The 22,370-nt window shown below is 63.3% G+C and carries 15 protein-coding genes; 8 read left to right on the forward strand and 7 right to left on the reverse strand.

Annotation, left to right across the window (positions count from 1 at the left end; translation table 11 throughout):
- Positions 1–26: 26 nt before the first annotated feature.
- The gene (lolD, locus tag ASF84_RS17715; RefSeq protein ID WP_177339471.1) at positions 27–710 is read right to left on the reverse strand and encodes a lipoprotein-releasing ABC transporter ATP-binding protein LolD; all 684 of its coding nucleotides are present in this window, start codon (positions 708–710) and stop codon (positions 27–29) included.
- A 7-nt stretch (positions 711–717) separates the two neighbouring features.
- Positions 718–1,968 (reverse strand): lipoprotein-releasing ABC transporter permease subunit, encoded by a 1,251-nt coding sequence (locus ASF84_RS17720; RefSeq protein ID WP_056840104.1) that lies wholly within the window; start codon positions 1,966–1,968, stop codon positions 718–720.
- 101 nt (positions 1,969–2,069) lie between these two features.
- Here ASF84_RS17720 and ASF84_RS17725 point away from each other — a divergent pair, with 101 nt between their 5' ends.
- Together ASF84_RS17725 and ASF84_RS17730 are read left to right on the forward strand one after the other, a co-directional pair.
- A complete protein-coding gene (locus ASF84_RS17725) occupies positions 2,070–2,648 on the forward strand; it encodes a PilZ domain-containing protein (RefSeq protein ID WP_056840105.1) in 579 nt (192 codons plus the stop codon).
- Positions 2,649–2,677: 29 nt separating this feature from the next.
- Positions 2,678–3,400, forward strand: coding sequence for a glycerophosphodiester phosphodiesterase (locus ASF84_RS17730; RefSeq protein ID WP_056840106.1), 723 nt, complete (start codon positions 2,678–2,680; stop codon positions 3,398–3,400).
- 42 nt (positions 3,401–3,442) lie between these two features.
- Here ASF84_RS17730 and sthA read toward each other — a convergent pair whose 3' ends face one another.
- Positions 3,443–4,837: a Si-specific NAD(P)(+) transhydrogenase gene (sthA, locus tag ASF84_RS17735; protein ID WP_056840107.1), complete on the reverse strand. Its 1,395-nt coding sequence runs from the start codon at positions 4,835–4,837 to the stop codon at positions 3,443–3,445.
- Positions 4,838–5,177: 340 nt separating this feature from the next.
- Here sthA and ASF84_RS17740 point away from each other — a divergent pair, with 340 nt between their 5' ends.
- Complete coding sequence (locus tag ASF84_RS17740; protein ID WP_056840108.1) at positions 5,178–6,464, forward strand: MFS transporter; 1,287 nt, start codon at positions 5,178–5,180, stop codon at positions 6,462–6,464.
- Positions 6,465–6,603: 139 nt separating this feature from the next.
- Here the strand turns inward: ASF84_RS17740 and ASF84_RS17745 are convergent, their stop codons facing one another.
- Complete coding sequence (locus ASF84_RS17745; RefSeq protein WP_056840109.1) at positions 6,604–8,067, reverse strand: glyceraldehyde-3-phosphate dehydrogenase; 1,464 nt, start codon at positions 8,065–8,067, stop codon at positions 6,604–6,606.
- A 189-nt stretch (positions 8,068–8,256) separates the two neighbouring features.
- Between ASF84_RS17745 and mfd the strand changes: the two genes are divergently transcribed.
- From mfd to ASF84_RS17760, 3 genes are all read left to right on the forward strand, one after another.
- Complete coding sequence (gene mfd / locus ASF84_RS17750) at positions 8,257–11,709, forward strand: transcription-repair coupling factor (RefSeq protein ID WP_056840110.1); 3,453 nt, start codon at positions 8,257–8,259, stop codon at positions 11,707–11,709.
- Positions 11,710–11,720: 11 nt separating this feature from the next.
- A complete protein-coding gene (locus ASF84_RS17755; RefSeq protein WP_056840111.1) occupies positions 11,721–12,257 on the forward strand; it encodes a CsiV family protein in 537 nt (178 codons plus the stop codon).
- A 74-nt stretch (positions 12,258–12,331) separates the two neighbouring features.
- The gene (locus ASF84_RS17760; RefSeq protein WP_056840112.1) at positions 12,332–15,046 is read left to right on the forward strand and encodes a DEAD/DEAH box helicase; all 2,715 of its coding nucleotides are present in this window, start codon (positions 12,332–12,334) and stop codon (positions 15,044–15,046) included.
- A gap of 145 nt (positions 15,047–15,191) precedes the next feature.
- Here the strand turns inward: ASF84_RS17760 and ASF84_RS17765 are convergent, their stop codons facing one another.
- The 3 genes from ASF84_RS17765 to ku form a co-directional block, all read right to left on the reverse strand.
- The gene (locus tag ASF84_RS17765; RefSeq protein WP_056840194.1) at positions 15,192–16,010 is read right to left on the reverse strand and encodes an aldo/keto reductase; all 819 of its coding nucleotides are present in this window, start codon (positions 16,008–16,010) and stop codon (positions 15,192–15,194) included.
- A gap of 262 nt (positions 16,011–16,272) precedes the next feature.
- On the reverse strand, positions 16,273–18,858 hold the full coding sequence (gene ligD, locus ASF84_RS17770; protein ID WP_056840113.1) for a DNA ligase D: 2,586 nt from the start codon (positions 18,856–18,858) through the stop codon (positions 16,273–16,275).
- Between the two features lie 23 nt (positions 18,859–18,881).
- Positions 18,882–19,805 carry a non-homologous end joining protein Ku gene (gene ku / locus ASF84_RS17775; protein WP_056840114.1) on the reverse strand — a complete coding sequence of 308 codons (924 nt, stop codon included), beginning with the start codon at positions 19,803–19,805 and terminating at the stop codon, positions 18,882–18,884.
- A 319-nt stretch (positions 19,806–20,124) separates the two neighbouring features.
- Between ku and ssuD the strand changes: the two genes are divergently transcribed.
- Both ssuD and ASF84_RS17785 read left to right on the forward strand, forming a co-directional pair.
- A complete protein-coding gene (ssuD, locus tag ASF84_RS17780) occupies positions 20,125–21,267 on the forward strand; it encodes an FMNH2-dependent alkanesulfonate monooxygenase (protein WP_056840115.1) in 1,143 nt (380 codons plus the stop codon).
- A complete protein-coding gene (locus ASF84_RS17785) occupies positions 21,267–22,364 on the forward strand; it encodes a sigma-54 interaction domain-containing protein (RefSeq protein ID WP_056840116.1) in 1,098 nt (365 codons plus the stop codon). Before ssuD ends, ASF84_RS17785 begins: the two co-directional genes overlap by 1 nt.
- Positions 22,365–22,370 lie beyond the last annotated feature (6 nt).

The following is a 22,370-nucleotide window of genomic DNA, read 5'->3' on the forward strand; positions in this document are numbered from 1 at the left end:
GCTCAACGGGCGTCAGGCCGGATGAATCAGACGGCGACCAGGTGGCCGTCTTCCAGGCGCAGGATACGATCCATCTGCCTGGCCAGATTCAGGTCATGGGTGACCACTAGAAACGCCGTGCGCGAGGCCGTGCTCAGCTCGCGCATCAGGTCCTGAATACCCTGTGCGGTGTGGTGGTCAAGGTTGCCGGTGGGCTCGTCGAGCATTACCAGCCCCGGCTCGTTGACCAGCGCCCGGGCGATGGCGACACGCTGACGCTCGCCACCGGACAACTCGGCCGGCTTGTGCGCCAGGCGATGGCCCAGGCCGACCCGCTCCAGCAGCGCCGTGGCCCGCTTGCGCGCCTCGGGGATGGCCGTCTTGCCGATCAGCAGCGGCATGCAGACGTTTTCCAGTGCAGTGAACTCGGGCAACAGGTGGTGGAACTGGTACACGAACCCCAGCGCCCGGTTGCGTAACAGGCCACGGGCCTTCTCGTTCAGCGCCGACAACTGCTCGCCAGCCAGCCATACGCTGCCCTCGGACGGCGTATCCAGGCCACCCAGCAGGTTGAGCAAAGTACTTTTGCCAGAGCCGGAACTGCCAACGATCGCCACCCGCTCGCCGGGAAACAACTCCAGTTGCAGGTTGGACAGCACCACCACCGACTCAGGGCCCTCCTCGTAGGATTTACCCAGGTTGCGGCAACTCAATACGGCTTTTTCAGACATGCCCGACTCACTCATAACGTAACGCCTCTGCCGGCTGGGTACGCGCTGCGCGCCAGGCCGGATACAAGGTGGCGAAGAAACTCAGGACCAATGCGGCACCGCAGACCTGGAACACGTCCTGGGCCATCAACTGCGAAGGCAGGTAATCGATGAAGTAGACATCCGCATTGAGAAACTTGTGGCCGATCAGGCCTTCGAGGGCGGCGATGGCGCTACTGACATTGAGCGCAGCCAGGATGCCGACGCCCGCGCCGATCAGGGTGCCGACCACGCCGATCACCGTACCCTGGACCATGAAGATCGCCATGATCTGCCCGGGCGTGGAGCCCAGGGTGCGCAGGATGGCGATATCGCCCTTCTTGTCGTTGACCACCATCACCAGCGTGGAGATGATGTTGAATGCCGCCACCGCCACGATCAGCAACAGCAGCAGGCCGATCATGGACTTCTCCATGCGGATGGCCTGGTACAGGTTGCCGTGGGTGCGCATCCAGTCGCGCGACCAATAGTGGTCGCTGCCCAGTTGCTGGGCAATCTCCCAGGACACCTTCGGTGCCTGGAACAGATCATCGAACTTCAGGCGCAGGCCCTGGACCTGATCGGGCTGCCAGCGGCGCAGGCGGCCCAGGTCCTCGATATTGGTCAGGCCCAGGTAGCCGTCGATTTCGCCGGCGCCGACATGAAAGATGCCTACCACGGTAAAGCGCTTCATGCGCGGGAACATGCCGGCCGGGGTCACCGCCACTTCCGGGGCCACGAAGGTCAGCTTGTCACCTACGGCAACGCCCAGCCTGGCGGCGGCCTTGTCGCCGATCATGATGCCGAACTCACCCGGCGCCAGCGCGCTCAGGGCACCCTGGCGAATGAATTGATCGATGATCGAAACCTTGGGTTCCTGAGCCGGGTCAATACCATTGAGCAAGACCTTTTGCACCGTGCCGGCGTGGCTGAGCAGGCCTTGCATCTGGGTGAACGGCGCCACGGCGACCACCCCGGCGTGAGCGCCGACCTTGCTCGCCAGGGCGGGCCAGTCGCGGATCGGCTCATCGGACTCCAGGGTGGCGTGGGGCACCATGCCCAGCACCCGGGTCCGCATCTCGTGGTCGAAGCCGTTCATGACCGACAGCACTACGATCATCACCACCACGCCAAGCGCCAGGCCAATGATTGAGGTCAGGGAAATGAAGGAGACAAAATGATTACGTCGCTTGGCACGGGTATAACGCGTGCCGATGAATGCAAAAAGAGGTCTGAACATGTAGGGAATTGTTCGCAGGAATGGGACATCCGTGTGGCGGGCCGAAACGCTCGGCCTTACACTCGAAGCTCTCTGACCATAGCCGTTAGCACGGGTTCGCCATGTCGACACTAGATGAAGAAAGACGCCGCGAATACTACCGTATCGAGGACAGCGTCGCACTGGAAATTAACCCTCTGACCGAGGCCGCCAGCTGCGCCATGCCCCGCATCACGGCCTTGTTCGAACTGCTCAGCGAGCTGCATGTCAGCGAGTTCGAATCCCAGCATCTGCTGCGCCAGCTCGACGAGCGCGACCGGGTGCTCAACAGTTTTCTCAAGGCTCTCAGCAAGCGTATCGACCTGCTCGGCCAGGTCGTGGCGCACACGGCGCTGGGCGAGCTGGGCACGCCGCAGCCGGTATTGCTGTCCGAGGCCGGCGTGCAGTTTCATGCAGCCCAGCCCTATGCCGTGGACGCGCTACTGTCGATCAAAATGGTATTAATGCCACAAGCGGCCGGCATGATGCTGGTGGCCCGGGTGGTGAGCTGTGAAACCCGGGAAGACGGCGATTACGAAATCGATACAGAATTTGTCGAACTGCCCGATGCCCAGCGACAATTGCTGGCCCGACACGTCTTGCAGCGTCAGGCCCAGCAGCGCCGCCAGGCCCTGGAGCAGGCGGAACCGCCGCAATCCTGAGCCGCTCTGTTCAAACCCAAGGAGTATTTGTGACCCTGATCTACGGCCATCGCGGCGCCAAAGGCGAAGCACCGGAAAACACCCTCACCAGCTTCCAGCAATGCCTGCAGCAAGGCGTGCGGCGCTGCGAGCTGGACCTGCACCTGTCGCGCGACGGCGAGCTGATGGTCATCCACGACCCGACCCTCAAGCGCACCACCCAGCGCGGCGGCAAGGTCAACGAGCATCTGGCAAGTGACCTGGAAACCTATGACGCCCGCCACGGGGGGCCGGGCTGGGCACAACCCTGCCCCATTCCGCGCCTGGAGACGCTGTTCGAGCAGTGCGATTTCGAGCATTGGCAACTGGAAGTCAAGAGTGCCTCACGCACCCGTGCGGCCAACACGGTGCTGGCGATTCGGGAACTGGTGCAGCGCCACGGCTTGCTGGACAAAGTGACCATCACGTCAAGCTCCCGCGAAGTGCTGCGTGCCGCACTGGAACTGACGCCGGACATTGCCCGCGGACTGGTGGCCGAGTATGCCTGGCTGGACCCGCTGAAGGTCGCGCAAGGCTATGGCTGCGAGATCCTGGCGCTGAACTGGACGCTGTGCACGCCCGAGCGCCTGCAAAAAGCGCAGCGCCAGGGGTTGCACGTGTCGGTGTGGACAGTCAACGAGCCCGCGCTGATGCGCAGGCTCGCCGACTTCGGCGTGGACAGCCTGATTACAGACTTTCCCGGTTTGGCCAGCGCCACCCTCGGGAATCGCTGAATCCGGTTTCTCCGGCCGGCTCAGGCCACCGGCCGGAGCCGCTCAAAAAAGCCGGTTGAGCCCGTCGTACGCCGCCACCCGATAGGCTTCGGCCATGGTCGGATAGTTGAAGGTGGTGTTGACGAAGTACTTGAGGGTATTGGCTTCACCGGGCTGGTTCATGATCGCCTGGCCGATGTGCACGATCTCCGAAGCCTGGTCGCCAAAGCAATGCACGCCCAGCACTTCCAGGGTCTCGCGGTGGAACAGGATTTTCAGCATGCCGACGCGCTCGCCGGAAATCTGTGCCCGCGCCATGCCCTTGAAGAACGCCTTGCCGACTTCGTAAGGCACTCGGGCCTCGGTCAGCTCGCTTTCGTTCTTGCCGATCGAACTGATCTCCGGAATCGTGTAGATCCCGGTCGGCACGTCATTGACATAGCGCCAGCTGCCGTTCTCGACCACACTGCCGGCCGCCGAACGACCCTGGTCATAGGCGGCACTGGCTAGGCTCGGCCAGCCGATCACATCACCGGCACCGTAGATATTGCCCAGCTTGGTGCGATAGTTTTCATCGACCTCGATCTGGCCACGGCCATTGGCTTTAAGGCCGATGTTCTCAAGCCCCAGCTTGTCGGTGTTGCCGGTACGGCCGTTGCACCACAGCAAGGCATCGGCCTTGATCTTCTTGCCCGATTTGAGGTGCAGGATCACACCGTTTTCCAGGCCTTCGACCCGCTCGTACTCTTCGTTGTGACGCACCATCACGTTGTTGTTGCTGAAGTGATAGCTCAGCGCCTGGGAGATTTCCTTGTCCAGGAAGCTCAGCAACTGGTCGCGGTTGTCGACCAGCTCGACCAGCACGCCCAGGCCACTGAAGATCGAGGCGTATTCGCAGCCGATGACGCCTGCGCCGTAGATGATCAATTTGCGCGGGGTATGGCTCAGGCTGAGGATGGTGTCGCTGTCGTAGATACGCTTGTGGGAGAAGTCGATATCGGAGGGGCGATAAGGCCGGGAACCGGTAGCGATGATGATCTGGTTGGCCACCAGCTTTTCGACCACGCCATTGGCGCAGACCACATTGATGCTGTTCTCGTCGGCAAAGCTGCCGGTACCGAAGAACACATCGACGCGGTTACGGGCGTAATAGCTGGTGCGCGAGGCCACCTGCTTGGAGATGACGATCTCGGCGTTTTTCAGCACATCGGGGAACGAGAACCAGCGTGGTTCGCCGATGGCGCGAAACATGGGGTTGGTGTTGAACTGGATGATCTGCTTGACCGAGTGACGCAATGCCTTGGAGGGGATGGTGCCCAGGTGGGTGCAGTTGCCGCCGACCTGGCGACGGCTGTCGACCATGGCCACCTTGCGACCCGCCTTGGCAGCGTTCATCGCCGCCCCTTCCCCGGCAGGACCGGACCCCAATACCACGACATCGTAGTTGTAGACAGCCATGCGTACTCCTTTAGAACAGGCCGGGCTGCCACTCTGGCTTCCCGGGCTAAATCACGCGGCGCAGTCTAGCGCTGCGTCGAAGCGGGGAACATTACCCCTTGGTCGAGTCGATGGCCAATTTTTCTCCTGAAAACGGACGCTGGATTGCTTTTACCAACCTGAACAAAGCTTGAACCAGACGTCCTTGGTCACCGCAACCGCTCTACAACGGTTGTCTCCTGCATTCTTAAAACATATTGTTACAAATGACTTCCGCATCCGGGCGCAGACCCGGAGTGCTGCGCCTGCAGCCGACAGACTGACCCCCTCCTCCAATAATCAGCCCGAAGAGTCAGCTCCGATGACCTCAACAACCAGCAAAGGCAAGGCGATCTTTCGCGTTGTCAGCGGCAACTTTCTCGAGATGTTCGACTTCATGGTCTATGGCTTCTACGCCACGGCCATTGCCAAGACCTTCTTTCCGGCGCAGAGCGCATTCGCTTCATTGATGCTGTCGCTGGCCACCTTCGGTGCCGGCTTTCTGATGCGTCCGCTGGGCGCGATCTTTTTGGGCGCCTACATCGACCGTCACGGCCGTCGCCAGGGCCTGTTGATTACCCTGGCGCTGATGGCCATGGGCACCTTGCTGATCGCCTGCGTGCCCGGCTACGCCAGCATTGGCCTGGCCGCCCCCTTGCTGGTGCTGCTGGGACGCTTGCTGCAAGGCTTTTCGGCCGGCGTAGAACTGGGCGGCGTCTCGGTGTACCTGGCCGAAATCGCCACGCCAGGGCGCAAGGGTTTTTTCGTCAGTTGGCAATCGGCCAGCCAGCAGGCAGCCGTGGTTTTCGCCGGCCTGTTGGGCGTGGGCCTCAACCACTGGCTGAGCCCGGAGCAGATGGGCGACTGGGGCTGGCGCCTGCCGTTCTTCATTGGCTGCATGATCGTGCCGGCGCTGTTTGTCATTCGCCGTTCACTGGAAGAGTCGCCTGAGTTCGAAGCACGCAAGCATCGCCCGACCTTAAGTGAAGTGCTGCGCTCGATCCGGCAGAACTTCGGCCTGGTCATCGCCGGTATGGCGCTGGTGGTCATGACCACCGTGTCGTTCTACCTGATCACGGCCTACACCCCGACCTTCGGCAAGAACGAGCTGAACCTCACGGACCTTGAAAGCCTGCTGGTTACCGTCTGCGTGGGGCTGTCCAACTTCGTCTGGCTGCCGGTGATGGGCGCGCTGTCCGACCGCATCGGCCGCAAGCCGCTGTTGATCGGCGCCACGGTCCTGGCCATTGCCAGCGCCTACCCGGCCTTGTCGTGGCTGGTTGCCCACCCCAGTTTCGGCCACCTGCTGACGGTCGAACTGTGGCTGTCGTTCCTGTACGGCTCCTACAACGGCGCCATGGTCGTGGCCCTGACCGAAATCATGCCGGTCGAGGTGCGCACCACCGGCTTCTCGCTGGCCTACAGCCTGGCCACAGCCACCTTTGGCGGCTTTACACCAGCGGCCTGCACTTACCTGATCCACGCCCTGGACAACAAGGCCGCCCCCGGCATCTGGCTGACCGGTGCCGCCGTCATGGGCCTCATGGCGACGCTGTTCCTGTTCAGGAGCGGCGCAGCGGCAAGCCACAAGCTTCAAGCGGCACGTTAAAAGCAGGGCGCGCCAGCGCTTGAAATCTGCGCATAAAAAAACGGGTCGAATAATCGACCCGTTTTTTTGGCCTTGCCCAATCAGCCCGGGCAACACCCTCTTGCAGCTTGCAGCTAAAAACCTGCCGCTGCCGTCCCGCTTACAACGGGAAAGCCGGCGGGTTGACGCCCGCCATGTCTTCCATCACGCGCACGACCTGGCAGCTGTAACCGAATTCGTTGTCGTACCAGACGTACAGGACAACACGGTTATCGTTGGCGATGGTCGCTTCGGCGTCGACGACACCGGCGTGGCGGGAGCCTACGAAGTCGGTCGATACCACTTCCTGGGAGCTGACGTAGTCGATCTGCTTGTGCAGGTCCGAATACAGCGCGATGTCGCGCAGGTATTCGTTGATCTCTTCGCGGGTGGTGGCCTTTTCCAGGTTCAGGTTGAGGATGGCCATCGACACGTTCGGCGTCGGCACACGGATCGCGTTGCCGGTCAGCTTGCCGGCCAGTTCAGGCAGGGCCTTGGCGGCGGCGGTGGCAGCACCGGTCTCGGTGATGACCATGTTCAGCGCGGCACTGCGGCCACGACGCGAACCCTTGTGGAAGTTGTCGATCAGGTTCTGGTCGTTGGTGTACGAGTGAACGGTTTCGACGTGACCGTTGATGATGCCGTACTTGTCGTTGACGGCCTTGAGCACCGGCACGATGGCGTTGGTGGTACAAGAGGCAGCAGACACGATCTTGTCATCAGCGGTGATCTGACCGTGGTTGATGCCGTGAACGATGTTCTTCAGCTTGCCCTTGCCAGGTGCGGTCAGAACGACACGGTCGACACCCGGGCAGGCCAGGTGCTGGCTCAGGCCGTCGGCGTCGCGCCATACACCGGTGTTGTCCACCAGCAGGGCGTTCTTGATGCCGTACTGGGTGTAGTCGACCTCGGACGGGTTCTTGGCGTAGATGACTTGGATCAGGTTACCGTTGGCGGTCAGGGTGCTGTTGGCTTCATCGATGGTGATGGTGCCATCGAACGGGCCGTGTACCGAGTCGCGGCGCAGCAGGCTGGCGCGCTTGACCAGGTCGTTCTCGGCGCCCTTGCGGACCACGATGGCGCGCAGGCGCAGGCCGTCGCCACCACCGGTCTTCTCGACCAAGATACGCGCCAGCAGACGACCGATACGGCCGAAACCGTACAGGATCACGTCGGTGCCCTTGCGCTCGGAAGTCTTCTGCTGACCGACGACGCTGGCCAGTTCTGCACGCACGAACTCTTCGGCACTGCGGCCGTTGCCTTCGGTCTTGAACTTGACGGCCAGACGGCCCAGGTCCACGGAAGCGGCGCCCAGCTTGAGCTCGCTCATGGCCTTGAGCAGGGGGAAAGTCTCGTGCACCGACAGCTCGCTGGCATCGGCCTGGCGATGGCGCGCAAAGCGGTGGGCCTTGAGAATGGCGATGACTGAACGGTTGATCAGGCTGCGGCCGTAGATCGAGGAGACCACATTGTTATTGCGGTACAACTGGCCGATAAGCGGGATCATCGCTTCGGCGAGGGCTTCACGGTCGATCCATTCACCAAGACACTGGTCGGGCTTCTGAGTCACGGGAACCTTCCACATGTAGGGGCAGAAAAAAGGGGCTACATTATGACCGCGCCAGTGTTTCTGAGCAATGCACGGCGATCAGATGTTTTGGCACTACATAAATTTCGCCCTCAAAATCGGCCAATGGCGCTGGAAAACTGACAGCCACCACCCTGGCCCGTTACAATCGCCGCCCCTGTCGCACTGCCTGGAGTCGGACCTTCCGTGCCTGTCCTGCGTCTACCGCATCTGCCCGCCGCTGCCGGCAAACAACACTGGGGCAATCTCCCCGGTGCCGCGCTGAGCCTGGCCATCGCCGAGGCCGCCAATGCCGCCCGGCGTTTCACCCTGTTGCTGACCGCCGACAGCCAGGCCGCCGAACGCCTGGAGCAAGAGCTGAAGTTCTTTGCACCGGACCTGCCGGTGTTGCATTTCCCCGACTGGGAAACGCTGCCTTATGACCTGTTTTCGCCGCACCAGGACATCATTTCCCAGCGCATTGCCAGCCTCTACCGCCTGCCCGAGCTGAGCCATGGCGTGCTGGTGGTGCCGATTACCACCGCCCTGCACCGCCTGGCCCCGACGTCGTTCCTGCTCGGCAGCAGCCTGGTGCTCGACATCGGCCAGAAGCTCGACGTCGAAGCCATGCGCACACGCCTGGAGGCCAGCGGCTATCGCTACGTCGACACCGTCTACGAGCACGGCGAGTTCACCGTGCGCGGTGCGTTGATCGACCTGTTCCCGATGGGCAGCAAGGTGCCGTACCGCATCGACCTGTTCGATGACGAAATCGAAACCCTGCGCACCTTCGACCCCGACACCCAGCGCTCGATCGACAAGGTCGAGTCGGTGCGCCTGCTGCCGGCCAAGGAATTTCCGCTGCATAAAGACGAAGTCGTGCGCTTCAAGGCGCGCTTTCGCGAGCGCTTCGACGTCGACTTCCGCCGCAGCCCGATCTTCCAGGACCTCAACAGCGGCATTACCCCGGCCGGGATCGAGTACTACATTCCACTGTTCTTCGAACAGACCTCGACCCTGTTCGACTATCTGCCGCAAGACACCCAGGTGTTTTCGCTGCCGGGCATCGAGCAGGCCGCAGAGAACTTCTGGAACGACGTGCGCAATCGCTATGAAGAACGCCGTGTCGACCCGGCCCGGCCCTTGCTGCCGCCGGCCGAGCTGTTCCTGCCGGTCGAAGACTGCTTTGCGCGCCTCAAGGCCTGCCCGCGGGTCGTGGTCAGCCAGCAGGACGTCGAGACCGGTGTGGGCCGTGAGCGTTTCCCGGCCCGGCCCTTGCCGGAACTGGCCATCGAAGCCAAGGCCAACCAGCCTCTGGCAGCGCTGTCGAACTTTCTTGACCAGTTTGCCGGGCGGGTGCTGTTCACCGCTGAGTCGGCCGGCCGTCGCGAAGTATTGCTGGAGTTGCTTGAACGCCTGAAGCTGCGGCCCAAGACCGTCGACGGCTGGCAGGAATTCGTCACCGGCACGGACCGCCTGGCCATTACCATTGCGCCGCTCGACGAAGGCCTGGTGCTGGACGAACCGTCGCTGGCCCTGGTCGCCGAAAGCCCGCTGTTTGGCCAGCGGGTCATGCAGCGCCGGCGCCGCGAAAAGCGCGCCGACCACGGCAACAACGATGCCGTGATCAAGAACCTCACCGAGCTGCGCGAAGGCGCGCCGGTGGTGCACATTGATCACGGCGTGGGCCGCTACCAGGGCCTGGCAACGCTTGAAATCGACAACCAGGTCGCCGAGTTCCTGACCCTGGTCTATGCCGATGAAGCCAAGCTCTATGTGCCGGTGGCCAACCTGCACCTGATTGCCCGCTACACCGGCAGCGACGACGAACTGGCCCCGCTGCACCGGCTGGGCTCGGAAGTCTGGCAAAAGGCCAAGCGCAAGGCCGCCGAACAGGTGCGGGACGTCGCGGCCGAACTGCTCGACATCTATGCCCGTCGCGCAGCCCGCGAGGGCTACGCCTTCGAAGACCCCAAGGCCGACTACGCCACCTTCAGCGCCGGCTTTCCATTCGAGGAAACCCCCGACCAGCAGTCGAGCATCGACGCGGTACGCGCCGACATGCTTGCTGCCAGGCCCATGGACCGCCTGGTGTGCGGCGATGTCGGCTTCGGCAAGACCGAGGTGGCGATGCGCGCAGCGTTCATTGCCGTGCATGGCGGTCGGCAGGTGGCAGTGCTGGTGCCGACCACCCTGCTCGCCCAGCAGCACTACAACAGTTTTCGCGATCGTTTCGCCGACTGGCCGGTCAAGGTCGAGGTCATGAGCCGCTTCAAGTCGGCCAAGGAAGTCAATGCGGCGGTGGCCGAGCTGGCCGAGGGCAAGCTCGACATCGTCATCGGCACCCACAAGCTGTTGCAGGACGACGTCAAGTTCAAGAACCTGGGCCTGGTGATCATCGACGAAGAGCATCGCTTCGGGGTGCGCCAGAAAGAACAGCTCAAGACCCTGCGCAGCGAAGTCGACATCCTGACCCTGACCGCCACGCCGATCCCGCGCACGCTGAACATGGCGGTGTCGGGTATGCGCGACCTGTCGATCATCGCCACCCCGCCGGCCCGGCGCCTGTCGGTGCGCACCTTCGTCATGGAGCACAACAAGCCGACGGTCAAGGAGGCGCTGCTGCGCGAACTTCTGCGCGGTGGCCAGGTGTATTACCTGCACAACGACGTCAAGACCATCGAGAAATGCGCCGCCGATCTCGCCGAACTGGTGCCCGAGGCGCGCATCGGCATCGGCCACGGGCAGATGCGCGAGCGTGAGCTCGAACAGGTGATGAGCGACTTCTACCACAAGCGCTTCAACGTGCTGGTGGCCTCGACCATCATCGAGACCGGCATCGACGTGCCAAGCGCCAACACCATTCTCATCGAGCGCGCCGACAAGTTCGGCCTGGCCCAGCTGCACCAGCTGCGTGGCCGGGTCGGGCGCAGTCACCACCAGGCCTACGCCTATCTGCTGACCCCGCCGCGCAAGCAGATCACCCCGGACGCCGAGAAGCGCCTGGAGGCCATCGCCAACACCCAGGACCTGGGCGCAGGCTTTGTACTGGCCACCAACGACCTGGAAATCCGCGGCGCCGGCGAACTGCTCGGCGACGGCCAGAGCGGGCAGATCCAGGCGGTGGGCTTTACCCTGTACATGGAAATGCTCGAGCGGGCGGTCAAGGCCATTCGCAAGGGCGAACAGCCCAACCTCGACCAGCCGCTGGGCGGAGGGCCGGAGATCAACCTGCGGGTGCCGGCGCTGATTCCCGAAGCCTACCTGCCGGACGTGCATGCGCGGCTGATCCTCTACAAGCGCATCGCCAATGCCGCCGATGAAGAGGCGCTCAAGGACTTGCAGGTCGAGATGATCGACCGCTTCGGCCTGTTGCCCGAGCCCACCAAGCACCTGGTGCGCATCACGCACCTGAAGCTGGTGGCCGAACAACTGGGCATCACCAAGATCGACGCCGGCCCCCAGGGCGGACGCCTGGAGTTTTCTGCCACCACGCCGGTCGAGCCGCTGACCCTGATCAAGCTGATCCAGGGCCAGCCCAATCGCTACAAGTTCGAAGGGGCTACCCTGTTCAAGTTCATGGTGCCCATGGAACGCCCTGAAGAGCGTTTCAACACGATCGAGGCGCTGCTTGAGCGCCTGACCCCGAAAACTGCTTGAAGGATGGATTGATGCGTCTGTTTCGTTCACTGCCCCTGCTGCTGACCGTGGCCCTGACGCTGTTTGCGCCTGGCGCTTCTGCCGACGGGCTGTACCAGGTTGAAACCATCCTGTTCCGCCAGCTCGGCGAGGCCCCCGCCACGCCGCAACGGGCTCCGGAACACTGGGACGCCGGCGCGAACCGGGTCACGAGCGAGAACCAACGCAGCCCGGCGCTCAGTGCCATGGTCGACAAGCTCCAGGCCAGCGGCCAGTATCAGGTCTTGCTGCACCGCGCCTGGCAGCAATCGATCGGCAGTGAGCCCAGCGTGATGGCGGTCACCGACGGCCAGGGGCAGTTCGGGCATTATCCGGTCGAAGGCACGCTGAGCCTGGCCATCGGGCGCTTTACCGATTACGAGGCCGACTTCTGGGTCAACCAGATGGACGCCCATGGCGTACTGGTCAGCAGCGAGCGCTTGAAGCAGAGCGCCCGCATCAAGAACGGCGAACTGACGTTCCTGGACTACGGCAGCCTGGCCCTGCTGGTCAAGGTTTCGCCGCTCTGACCACGTTCTTCGTCCATGGGGCGAGCGCTGCGGCGCTCGTCTTTTTTTGAGCAGCGCAAGGGCTTCTTACACCGGTGTCATCCATTCTTGAAAAAATCCTGGCTCGCCCCTGGAAATACCTGTTCAAACCCCAGACGCTCGAGCGCGGGCGCGACTACGCCCGGCAAAAGCGGATCGTCCTGGAGCACAGCAGTGCCCAGGTCATCCGCACGCAATGCCGTGGCAGCGGGCTGGACCGCTACACCCAGACCCTGGTGCTCAAGGACCCCGCCCACTTCACCGAATACCTGGTGTGCACCTGCACCTGCCCGGTGCGCAAGGACTGCAAGCATTGCGTGGCGGCCCTGTACTTTCTGGAAGACCCGCGCAACCGTGAAACCCTGGGGCTGACCGCCGCGCCACAAGCGCGTGCCACCCTGCCGGAGCGGCTGATCGACGACTTGATGCCACAGCCACGGCTGATTCTGGCCAGCATCGAATTCAGCGCCTTCGAACCGCGCAACGGGCGCATGCAGCGCCAGGTCCAGCACCGGGCGGCCCTGGCGTTCGCCTATGGCAAGCACTATGCGGTCGGCACCACGCATGTGAGCATCCTGACCAGCACCCTGGGCAGCGACCTGGTCAACCAGAAAAGCGACATCATCGAGCACACCGCCACCGAGACCCTGCGCATTCGCCGCCAGGGCGAACAAGAGCGGCTGTACCGCCAGCAACTGGCCAATCTGGGCTTCAAGATTGCCACCCGGCAAAGCAAGGCCCTGCCCGACAGCGCCGGCGAGATGTACGAGCTGCCCAACGACAAGGCCTGGCTGCATTTCGTCCTTGACGAGTTGCCCACGCTGCGTGAGCAAGGCTGGGAAATTCACCAGCAGGACACGTTCGGCTTCAATGTCACGCCGGTCGATGACTGGTATGCGGAGATTGACGAACAGACCGACCGCAACTGGTTCGACCTGGAACTGGGCATCATCGTCAACGGCGAGCGCCTGAGCCTGCTGCCGATCCTGATCAACCTGCTGCGCAGCCACCCCGAACTGACCAGCCCGGCCGCCGTGGCCAGGCGTGGCGATGAAGAACAGTTGCTGGTGCAACTGAGCCCGCCAGGCATTGCAGACGGCGCACCGGTGCAGATCGCCCTGCCTTATGGCCGGCTCAAGCCGGTGCTGGCGACCCTGGGCGACTTCTACTGGCGCGAGAACACCAGCAATGCGGTGCGCCTGAACACCGCCGATGCCGCCCGCCTCACCGAACTCGACGACCTGCCGCTGTCCTGGCGCGGCGGCGACCGGCTGCGTCAGTTTGCCGAGCGCCTGGCCAATATCAAGGACGCGCCCGTGGCCCTGCCTGAGGGCTTGAATGCGCGGCTGCGGCCTTACCAGCTGGAGGGCCTGAGCTGGATGCAGTCGTTGCGTGAACTGGAAGTGGGCGGCGTACTGGCCGATGACATGGGTCTGGGCAAGACCTTGCAGACCCTGGCGCACCTGCTGCTGGAGAAACAGTCCGGGCGCCTCGACCGGCCGGCCCTGGCGGTCATGCCCACCAGCCTGATCGGCAACTGGCTGGACGAAGCGGCGCACTTCACCCCGCAGCTCAAGGTCCTGGCCCTGTACGGCGCGCAGCGCCATCAGGACGTCGCCGACCTGCACGACTACGACCTGATCCTGACCACCTACGCCTTGCTGCCCCGGGACCTTGAGCACCTGGCCAAACTGCCACTGCATGTATTGATTCTCGATGAAGCGCAGTACATCAAGAACCCCAAGAGCAAGGCCGCCCAGGCGGCCCGCGAGCTGAACGCGCGCCAGCGCCTGTGCCTGTCGGGCACGCCGCTGGAAAACCACCTGGGCGAGCTGTGGTCGCTGTTTCACTTCCTGATGCCCGGCTGGCTGGGCAGCAGCAAGGAGTTCAACAGCAACTACCGCACCGCCATTGAAAAACACGGTAACCGCGACCGCTTGCTGCACCTCAATGCGCGCATCAAGCCGTTCCTGCTGCGCCGCACCAAGGAACAGGTGGCCACCGAGCTGCCGTCCAAGACCGAGATTGTGCACTGGGTGGAGCTCAACGACAGCCAGCGCGATGTGTACGAGACCGTGCGCCTGGCGATGGACAAGAAGGTCCGCGACGAGATCGGCCGCAAAGGCATGGCGCGCAGCCAGATCGTGATCCTTGAAGCGCTGCTCAAGCTGCGTCAGGTGTGCTGCGACCTGCGCCTGGTCAATGACAACCCGATCAACCCGCGCCACGGCAGCTCGGCCAAGCTGGGCAGCCTGATGGAAATGTTCGAAGAGCTGCTGGCCGAAGGGCGACGCATTCTGCTGTTCTCGCAGTTCACCTCGATGCTCAGCCTGATCGAGCAGGAATTGAAGCAGCGCGGCATTGCCTATGCCCTGCTGACCGGCGCCACCCGCGACCGGCGCACACCGATCCGCGAATTTCAGGAGGGTCGCCTGCCGGTATTTTTGATCAGCCTCAAGGCCGGTGGCACCGGCCTGAACCTGACCGCCGCCGACACGGTGATCCACTACGATCCGTGGTGGAACCCGGCCGCCGAAAACCAGGCCACTGACCGCGCCTACCGGATCGGCCAGGACAAGCCGGTGTTCGTCTACAAGATGATTTCCCGGGGCACGGTGGAAGAAAAGATCCAGCGCCTGCAACAGGAAAAGACCGCCCTGGCCGCCGGCGTGCTGGACGGTCGCACCAGCGGCGACTGGAAACTGGGCGAGGAAGACCTGCAAGCCCTGTTCGCCCCGCTGCCACCGGTGCCGAAAAAGCCCCGGGCATAAGGACGCCTTCCGTAGGAGCGCGCTTGCCGGTATGCCGGACCACCGCGACCGGCTGCGTCAGCAGTCGTAAATTTGTGGCGTTTCCGAGATTTCTGCGAGCGCTTCACACTCGGTCGCGGGCAAGCGCGCTCCTACCGGACCGTGTTCAGCCCACCAGGGCAATCAACTGCTGGCGTTGGGCATCGGTCAGGCTCGGGCCGGTGCCGGCACCGGCGTTTTCCGCCATGTAGCGCGGGTTGCCGGTGCCCGGAATCACACAGGTCACCGCCGGGTGAGCCAGCAGGAACTTCAGCGCCAGTTGTGGCCAACTGTTGACCTCCACTTGCGCCGCCCACTTGGGCAATGGCTTGTCCTTGAGGCGCGAGAGCAGCCCACCGCCGCCAAACGGCCGGTTGCAGATCACCGCCACGCCGCGCTCGCGGCACAAGGGCAGCAGGCGTTTCTCGGCCTCACGGTCATCCAGCGCGTAGTTGATCTGCAGAAAATCCAGCGCCTCGGCCTTGAGCACCGCTTCGACCTGATCATAAGCCTGGGCGGTGTAGTGGCTGATGCCGATATAGCGAATCCGGCCTTGCGTCTTCCACTCACGCAACACCGGCAGGTGCGTCTGCCAATCGACCAGGTTATGAATCTGCATCAGGTCAATGCGATCGGTCTGCAACAGCCGGAATGATTCTTCCATCTGCGCAATGCCCTCTTCACGACCGCGGGTCCAGACCTTGGTCGCCAGAAAAGCCGGTGAGCGCGGCTCGTGGATTGACAGCAACTCGCCGGTAACGGCTTCGGCACGGCCATACATCGGCGAGCTGTCAATCACGCTACCGCCAGCGGCAAATAATGCGTCAAGCACGGCACGCAGGGGCTGATAGGCCTCGCTGCCTTTGTCCACGTCAAAGCCGCGATAAGTGCCCAGGCCGATGACCGGTAAAAGCTCGTTGCTCGATGGAATGACACGGGTCTGCATGGCGGGGCCTCCTACGGTGCGTGACGCGAGTGCGGACGATGTGAGTGCCGGGCTGCCGGCTGCCGAATCGAAGCCCAGGGCGGCAACGCTTGCGGCCACCAGCGTCAGCACATGGCGACGCGTCAGGCGTGATGGACACATTGAATGCTCCTTGCACAGGCGCTGGGCTTTACGAACGCGCAAAGTCCGGTCACCGTCTGTGCGACAAAACACCAAGCCTAGACCCTGAGCCCTGTTAATGAAGCGTTGATCGCAAAAACGTTCAGCGCCGCGCAGGCGGCGTCGCTCCCAATTGGCGCCACATGGCGCGGGTAATGCGCTGCCGGCTCTGATGGCCCGCCCAGGGGTCCTGATGCAGCGATTGCAGGCGCGCCTGCACATTGCCGATATGCCATTGCGCCGCCGATACCAGGCCTGCCAGCTCCTCCCGGGCGATGGGCACCGACACCGGCAGGCCGGGCCGTGCCCGCACCGACCAGGCCGCCACCGTGCTGGCGCCGCGGGTGTTGCGCAGGTAATCGATGAAGACCTTACCGACCCGGTTTTTCGGACCGGCGGTGGCGCTGAAGCGCTCAGGCAGTTGCCCGGCCATGAAACCGGCAATGGCCTTGGCAAAGCCCTTGACCTCGTCCCAACCGGCATGCCGCGCCAAGGGCACGACCACATGCATTCCCTTGCCGCCACTGGTTTTGAGAAACGCATCCAGCCCCAGCTCGTCGAGCACCGCCAGCAGCATCTGCGTGGCTTCGATCATGCTGCGCCACGGCAAAGCCGGGTCAGGGTCCAGGTCCAGGATCAGCCGGTCCGGTGCCTCGATACGCTCACTGGTTGCACCCCAGGTATGAAACTCGATAGCGCCCATCTGCACCGCGCCGATCAGTGCCGCCAGGCTGTCGATCTGCAACAGCGGCGCATGGCCGGGATCCAGCGCCGGGTCAAGCCGGGTGATGTGCGGCAATGCCATCTGCTGGGCATGTTTTTGAAAGAACTGCTCGCCCTGCACGCCTTCCGGGCAACGCAACAACGCTACTGGGCGACGGGCCAGTTCAGGCAGCAGCCAGTCGGCGATCGACGCGTAGAACTGCGCCAGCTGATGTTTTTGCGTTTCAGTGTCAGGGTCGATGACCCGCTCGGGATGAGTGATCGACACGCCGGCAATCAGCGACTTGTGCGGGGCTGTACGCACCGGCGTCACCGGTGCATCGAGCGCGTCGTCAGGATCATGCGCGCCCTGCTGGTCGAGTCGTTGCGGATGCTCGCGCACCACTTGCGTGGCGGGTTTATCGGTGCGCAAGCCGACAAACGACGCCTGGCGCAGCAACCCTTCGCGGGTCCACTCGGCAAATTGCACCTCGCCCACCAGACGCGGCTCGACCCATTGCACGCCACGGCTCAAGGCACCACTCAGGGGCGTCGCCAGCGGCGAGCGCTCACGCCGCAGGCGCTTGAGCTGTTCGTTCAAGGACCTGAGCATGGCCGCAGTGAAACCGGTGCCGACCCGTCCGGCATACACCAGCGCGCGCTCTTCATACACCCCCAGCAACAGCGCACCAAAACCAGAGCGGCTGCCTTGTGGCGCGGTGTAGCCCACGATCACGAATTCCTGGCGCAGGCGACACTTGAGCTTGATCCAGTCGGCATTGCGACGCCCGGTGTAGCGGCTGCCACTGTGCTTGCCGATCACGCCTTCAAGTCCCAGCGCATTGGCGCTCTCGATGATCTCCGCGGCACTGGAACGAAATGCAGCGGAAAAGCGCAATAACGATCCTTCGTGCCCGGTCAGGGCCTTGGCCAAGGCGTCGCGCCTTGCTTCAAGAGGCGCGTGGCGCAGATCCTGGCCATCGAGCCAGGGCGCATCGAACAGGTAATAGACAATCGACTGGTCGCGACCGTCTTCGAAGGCACGTTGCAGCGCCTGAAAGTCCGGCAGGCCCTGGTCGTCGAGCACCACGACCTCACCGTCCAGCCAGCTGTCTTGAAGCTTGAGCGCCGCCAGCGCCTTGGCGAGTGCCGGCATGCGCCGGGTCCAGTCATGGCCGTTGCGGCTGAGCAGACGCACCTTGCCGCCCTGGACACAGGCCATGATCCGGTAGCCATCGAACTTGATCTCATACAGCCATTCGCCGCTTGGCGGGCTGTCGACCAGCGTGGCCAGTTGCGGCGTGAGGCTGTCGGGAAAGGCCGGCGGTGTTTCGGTTACGAGCTTGCCTGCCTGCTTACTCGACGGTTTGCGTTTGGCTTTGCTCGCAGGCTTGGCTGAATTGACAGCCTTGACGCCCACCGATCCGCCGCCCAGCACGCTGTCAGGCTGCTCGCGGGTAATGTCGAATGTCTCGGCCGGGCGGGCCATGGCGTCACGGGCCTTGATCAGCAGCCATTGTTCCTTGCTGCCGCTGCCCTTGAGCCGGGTGCGCACCAGCGCCCAGTCGCCGCTCAGCTTCTCGCCCACCAGGGTGAACTCCAGCTTGCCGGCGGCATAAGCCTGGTGCGGGTCACCATGCGGTTGCCAGATGCCGCGGTCCCACACAATCACATCGCCGGCGCCATACTGGCCAGCCGGAATGCTGCCTTCGAAACGGGCATAGCCCAGCGGATGATCCTCCACATGCACCGCCAGGCGCTTTTGCGTTGGATCAAGGCTCGGCCCTTTGGGCACTGCCCAGCTCTTGAGCGTGCCATCCAGTTCCAGGCGAAAATCGTAGTGCAGGTTACGTGCATCATGTTTCTGGATGACAAATGTCAGCGCCGCGTCTTTGCCCTTGCGGTCGTCCGGGGCACTGGACTCTGGCGGTTCTGAGGTAATGTCGAAATGACGCTTGCGGGTGTATTCACTGACAGGCTTGGCCATGGCGGTGGACCTCCTTCAACCTCTTATGAAGCCTTGCGTGATGCCTTGCCTTTGTCGCTACCGGCCTTCTTCGCAGCCGGTTTGCTGGCAGCCTTGCTGCTGGCGACCTTGGCCCTGGCAGTTGACTTGCCCGCTGCGCGCGGGGTGCTGCCGCCCTTGCCGGCCAGGCTGCGGCGCAACAGGTCGGTCAGGTCAATGACATCGGCCCCACGCCGCTCGATCTCTTGCTGTTCATCACCCACGGCTTGCAGCTTGCCGTCGCGGGCCTTGGTCTCGACCAGCGTCATGATCTTGTCCTGAAAGGTGTCGCGGTAATCGTCCGGTTGCCAGTCGACGCTCATGTCCTTGACCAGCCGTTTGGCCATGTCACGTTCACGTTTGGTCAAGGGTGCGTCGGTCACCGCTTCATCCAGTTCCAGGGTGTCGGCCAGGTCGCGCACTTCGCTGGGCCAGCGCAACAGCACCAGCACCAGTGCGGCGTCCACCGGCACCACGGCGGCCAGATGCTCGCGGGTGTGCAGCACCAGGTTGGCCAAAGCTACCTTGCGCGTGTCATGCAGGGTTTCGCGCAGCAGCGCGTAGACTTTTTCACCGCGCTTGTCGGGGGTCAGGTAATACGGCGTGTCGATGTTCTGCAGAGGAATCTGCCGGCTATCGATAAAGCCGAAGATCTCGATGGTCTGGGTGGCCTTGGGGTGGGCGGCGTGGATTTCTTCTTCACTGAGCACGATGTAGCGGCCCTTCTCGTACTCCACGCCCTTGACGATATTCTCGGCGCTGACTTCCTTGCCGCTGGCCTTGTTGACCCGCTTGTAGCCCACCGGATCCATGCTGCGCTTGTCCAGCCAGTCGAAATCGACCCGCTGCGAGGCGGTGGCCGATACCAGCCCCACCGGGATGTGCACCAGTCCGAAGCTGATCGCGCCCTTCCAGATTGCCCTTGCCATTGCCTGACTCCCTGCCGGTGATGTTCAGGGATGACTCAGGTCATGGCGCAAAAGTTTCGCTGCCCTGACAGGCGTGGCGGGCTGTAGGCCCGAGCCCGTCAGCAGAGTGTTGGTAGAGCAACAGTGGCCACTGTACGCACAGGCACACTGATGACGATCTATATTCACTTAAGATCTAAAAATATGGATTTACGTTCTTTTACGGAATATTCGCAAGCCTTTATAAAGGCTGTCACTCACGCACCGCTGCCCACTGTCCGCCATGCGACAGGCCTTTCGCGGCACCGGTGTTGCGCCGCCTACAGCCAAAGGATCTGTCATGAATGTGTTCTGGTTTCTTCCCACCCACGGCGACGGCCATCTGTTGGGCACCACCAAAGGTGCTCGCCCTGTCACCCTCAACTACCTCAAGCAAGTCGCGCAGGCCGCCGATGACCTGGGCTATTACGGGGTATTGATTCCCACCGGGCGCTCGTGCGAAGACTCGTGGGTCGTCGCCTCGGCCCTGACGCCGCTGACCCAGCGCCTGCGTTACCTGGTCGCGATCCGCCCGGGCATCATTTCGCCCACTGTTTCGGCACGCATGGCTGCGACCCTGGACCGGTTGTCCGGCGGGCGGCTGTTGATCAACGTGGTCACCGGCGGCGACCCTGACGAAAACCGTGGCGACGGCATTCACCTCAGCCACAGTGAGCGCTATGAAGTCACCGACGAGTTCCTGCAGATCTGGCGCCGGGTCATGCAAGGCGAAGCGGTGGATTTCAAGGGCAAGCACTTGCACGTCGAGAACGCCAAGGCGCTCTACCCGCCCCTGCAACAGCCCTACCCGCCGTTGTACTTTGGCGGCTCCTCGGAGGCGGCGCATGATCTGGCGGCCGATCAGGTGGATGTGTACCTGACCTGGGGCGAGCCTCCGGCGGCGGTGGCGGCAAAAATCGCCGATGTCCGTGAGCGTGCCGCACGCAAGGGCCGTACCGTGAAGTTCGGGATTCGCCTGCATGTGATCGTGCGTGAAACCAGCGAACAGGCCTGGCAGGCGGCCGACACGTTGATTGCCGCCATCAGCGACGAAACCATCGCCGCGGCGCAGAAATCCTTCGCCCGCTTCGACTCCGAGGGCCAGCGGCGCATGGCAGCCCTGCATGATGGGCGCCGCGACAACCTGGAAATTGCTCCCAACCTGTGGGCTGGCGTCGGCCTGGTGCGCGGCGGAGCCGGTACTGCACTGGTCGGCAACCCGCAGGAAGTGGCCGACCGGATCAAGGAATATGCCGACCTCGGCATCGAGAGCTTTATTTTCTCCGGCTATCCGCACCTGGAAGAAGCCTACCGCTTTGCCGAGCTGGTGTTCCCGCTGCTGCCCGAGCCCTACGCCAGCCTGGCGGGGCGCGGCATCACCAACCTGACCGGGCCGTTTGGCGAAATGATCGCCAACGACCTGCCCCCCCGGCAGGACCGCTGATGGCCTTGCCCCTGACCGCCCTGGCCAGCGCGCCGACCGTCGCCCAGGTGTTTGAAGACCCCAGGTCCCGCGCCCTGCTGGGCCACATCCGCCAGGTCGCGCCCAGTGAAGCGAGCGTGCTGATCATCGGCGACACCGGCACCGGCAAGGAGCTGGTCGCCCGGCAGATCCATGACTTGAGCGCGCGCCGGGCCGCGCCTTTCGTGGCTGTCAACTGCGGGGCCTTTTCCGAATCCTTGTTCGAGGCCGAGCTGTTCGGCCATGAGAAAGGCGCCTTTACCGGGGCACATTGCGCCAAGGCCGGCTGGTTCGAGGCGGCCAATGGCGGTACGTTGTTTCTGGATGAAATCGGTGACATGCCGATGGCCTTGCAGGTCAAGTTGCTGCGCGTGCTGCAGGAGCGTGAGGTGGTGCGCCTTGGCTCGCGCAAGAGCCAGCCCATCGATGTGCGGGTGCTGGCCGCAACCAACGTGCAGCTGGAAAAGGCCATCAACGCCGGACACTTTCGCGAAGACCTGTTCTACCGGCTCAATGTCGTGACGCTGCCGCTGAGCCCGCTGCGTGAGCGGCCCGGTGACATTCTGCCGCTGACCCGCCACTTCATCGACACCTACCGCCAGCGCCTGGGCTTTGCCCCGGTACGCATCAGCGCCGACGCCGAACAGCGGCTCAAGACCTATGACTGGCCGGGCAATATCCGCGAGCTGGAAAACGTCATTCACCATACCCTGTTGCTGTGCCGCAATGACCTGATCGAGGCGGCGGACCTGCGCCTGTCGGGCTTTCGAATCGAGCGTCAGGAAACGCCGGCGCCTGGCGGGCCATCGCCCGGGCAATCAGCCGATGACCTGCTGGCCCAGGCCTTCGGCAAACTGTTCGAGCAACAGGCCGGCGCCCTGCACGAGAAAGTCGAGGATGCGCTGGTACGTGCCGCTTATCACTTCTGCCATCGCAACCAGGTGCACACCGCCAACCTGCTGGGCCTGACCCGTCATGTGACGCGCAGCCACCTGATCCGCATCGGTGAGCTGAGCGTCAACAAGCGCCGCGCCGGCGAGAACCTGCAAGGCGGCAGGGTGCTCAATCTGTCGGTCTGAAGCCAC

Source organism: Pseudomonas sp. Leaf127 (assembly GCF_001423155.1).
Classification (GTDB): Bacteria; Pseudomonadota; Gammaproteobacteria; order Pseudomonadales; family Pseudomonadaceae; genus Aquipseudomonas; species Aquipseudomonas ovata.

Coding starts and splice junctions, on each gene's coding strand:
- lolD (WP_177339471.1), bottom strand. CDS start 710: ATGTCTGAAAAAGCCGTATTGAGTTGCCGCAACCTGGGTAAATCCTAC.
- ASF84_RS17720 (WP_056840104.1), bottom strand. CDS start 1,968: ATGTTCAGACCTCTTTTTGCATTCATCGGCACGCGTTATACCCGTGCC.
- ASF84_RS17725 (WP_056840105.1), top strand. CDS start 2,070: ATGTCGACACTAGATGAAGAAAGACGCCGCGAATACTACCGTATCGAG.
- sthA (WP_056840107.1), bottom strand. CDS start 4,837: ATGGCTGTCTACAACTACGATGTCGTGGTATTGGGGTCCGGTCCTGCC.
- ASF84_RS17740 (WP_056840108.1), top strand. CDS start 5,178: ATGACCTCAACAACCAGCAAAGGCAAGGCGATCTTTCGCGTTGTCAGC.
- ASF84_RS17745 (WP_056840109.1), bottom strand. CDS start 8,067: ATGTGGAAGGTTCCCGTGACTCAGAAGCCCGACCAGTGTCTTGGTGAA.
- ASF84_RS17755 (WP_056840111.1), top strand. CDS start 11,721: ATGCGTCTGTTTCGTTCACTGCCCCTGCTGCTGACCGTGGCCCTGACG.
- ASF84_RS17765 (WP_056840194.1), bottom strand. CDS start 16,010: ATGCAGACCCGTGTCATTCCATCGAGCAACGAGCTTTTACCGGTCATC.
- ligD (WP_056840113.1), bottom strand. CDS start 18,858: ATGGCCAAGCCTGTCAGTGAATACACCCGCAAGCGTCATTTCGACATT.
- ku (WP_056840114.1), bottom strand. CDS start 19,805: ATGGCAAGGGCAATCTGGAAGGGCGCGATCAGCTTCGGACTGGTGCAC.
- ssuD (WP_056840115.1), top strand. CDS start 20,125: ATGAATGTGTTCTGGTTTCTTCCCACCCACGGCGACGGCCATCTGTTG.
- ASF84_RS17785 (WP_056840116.1), top strand. CDS start 21,267: ATGGCCTTGCCCCTGACCGCCCTGGCCAGCGCGCCGACCGTCGCCCAG.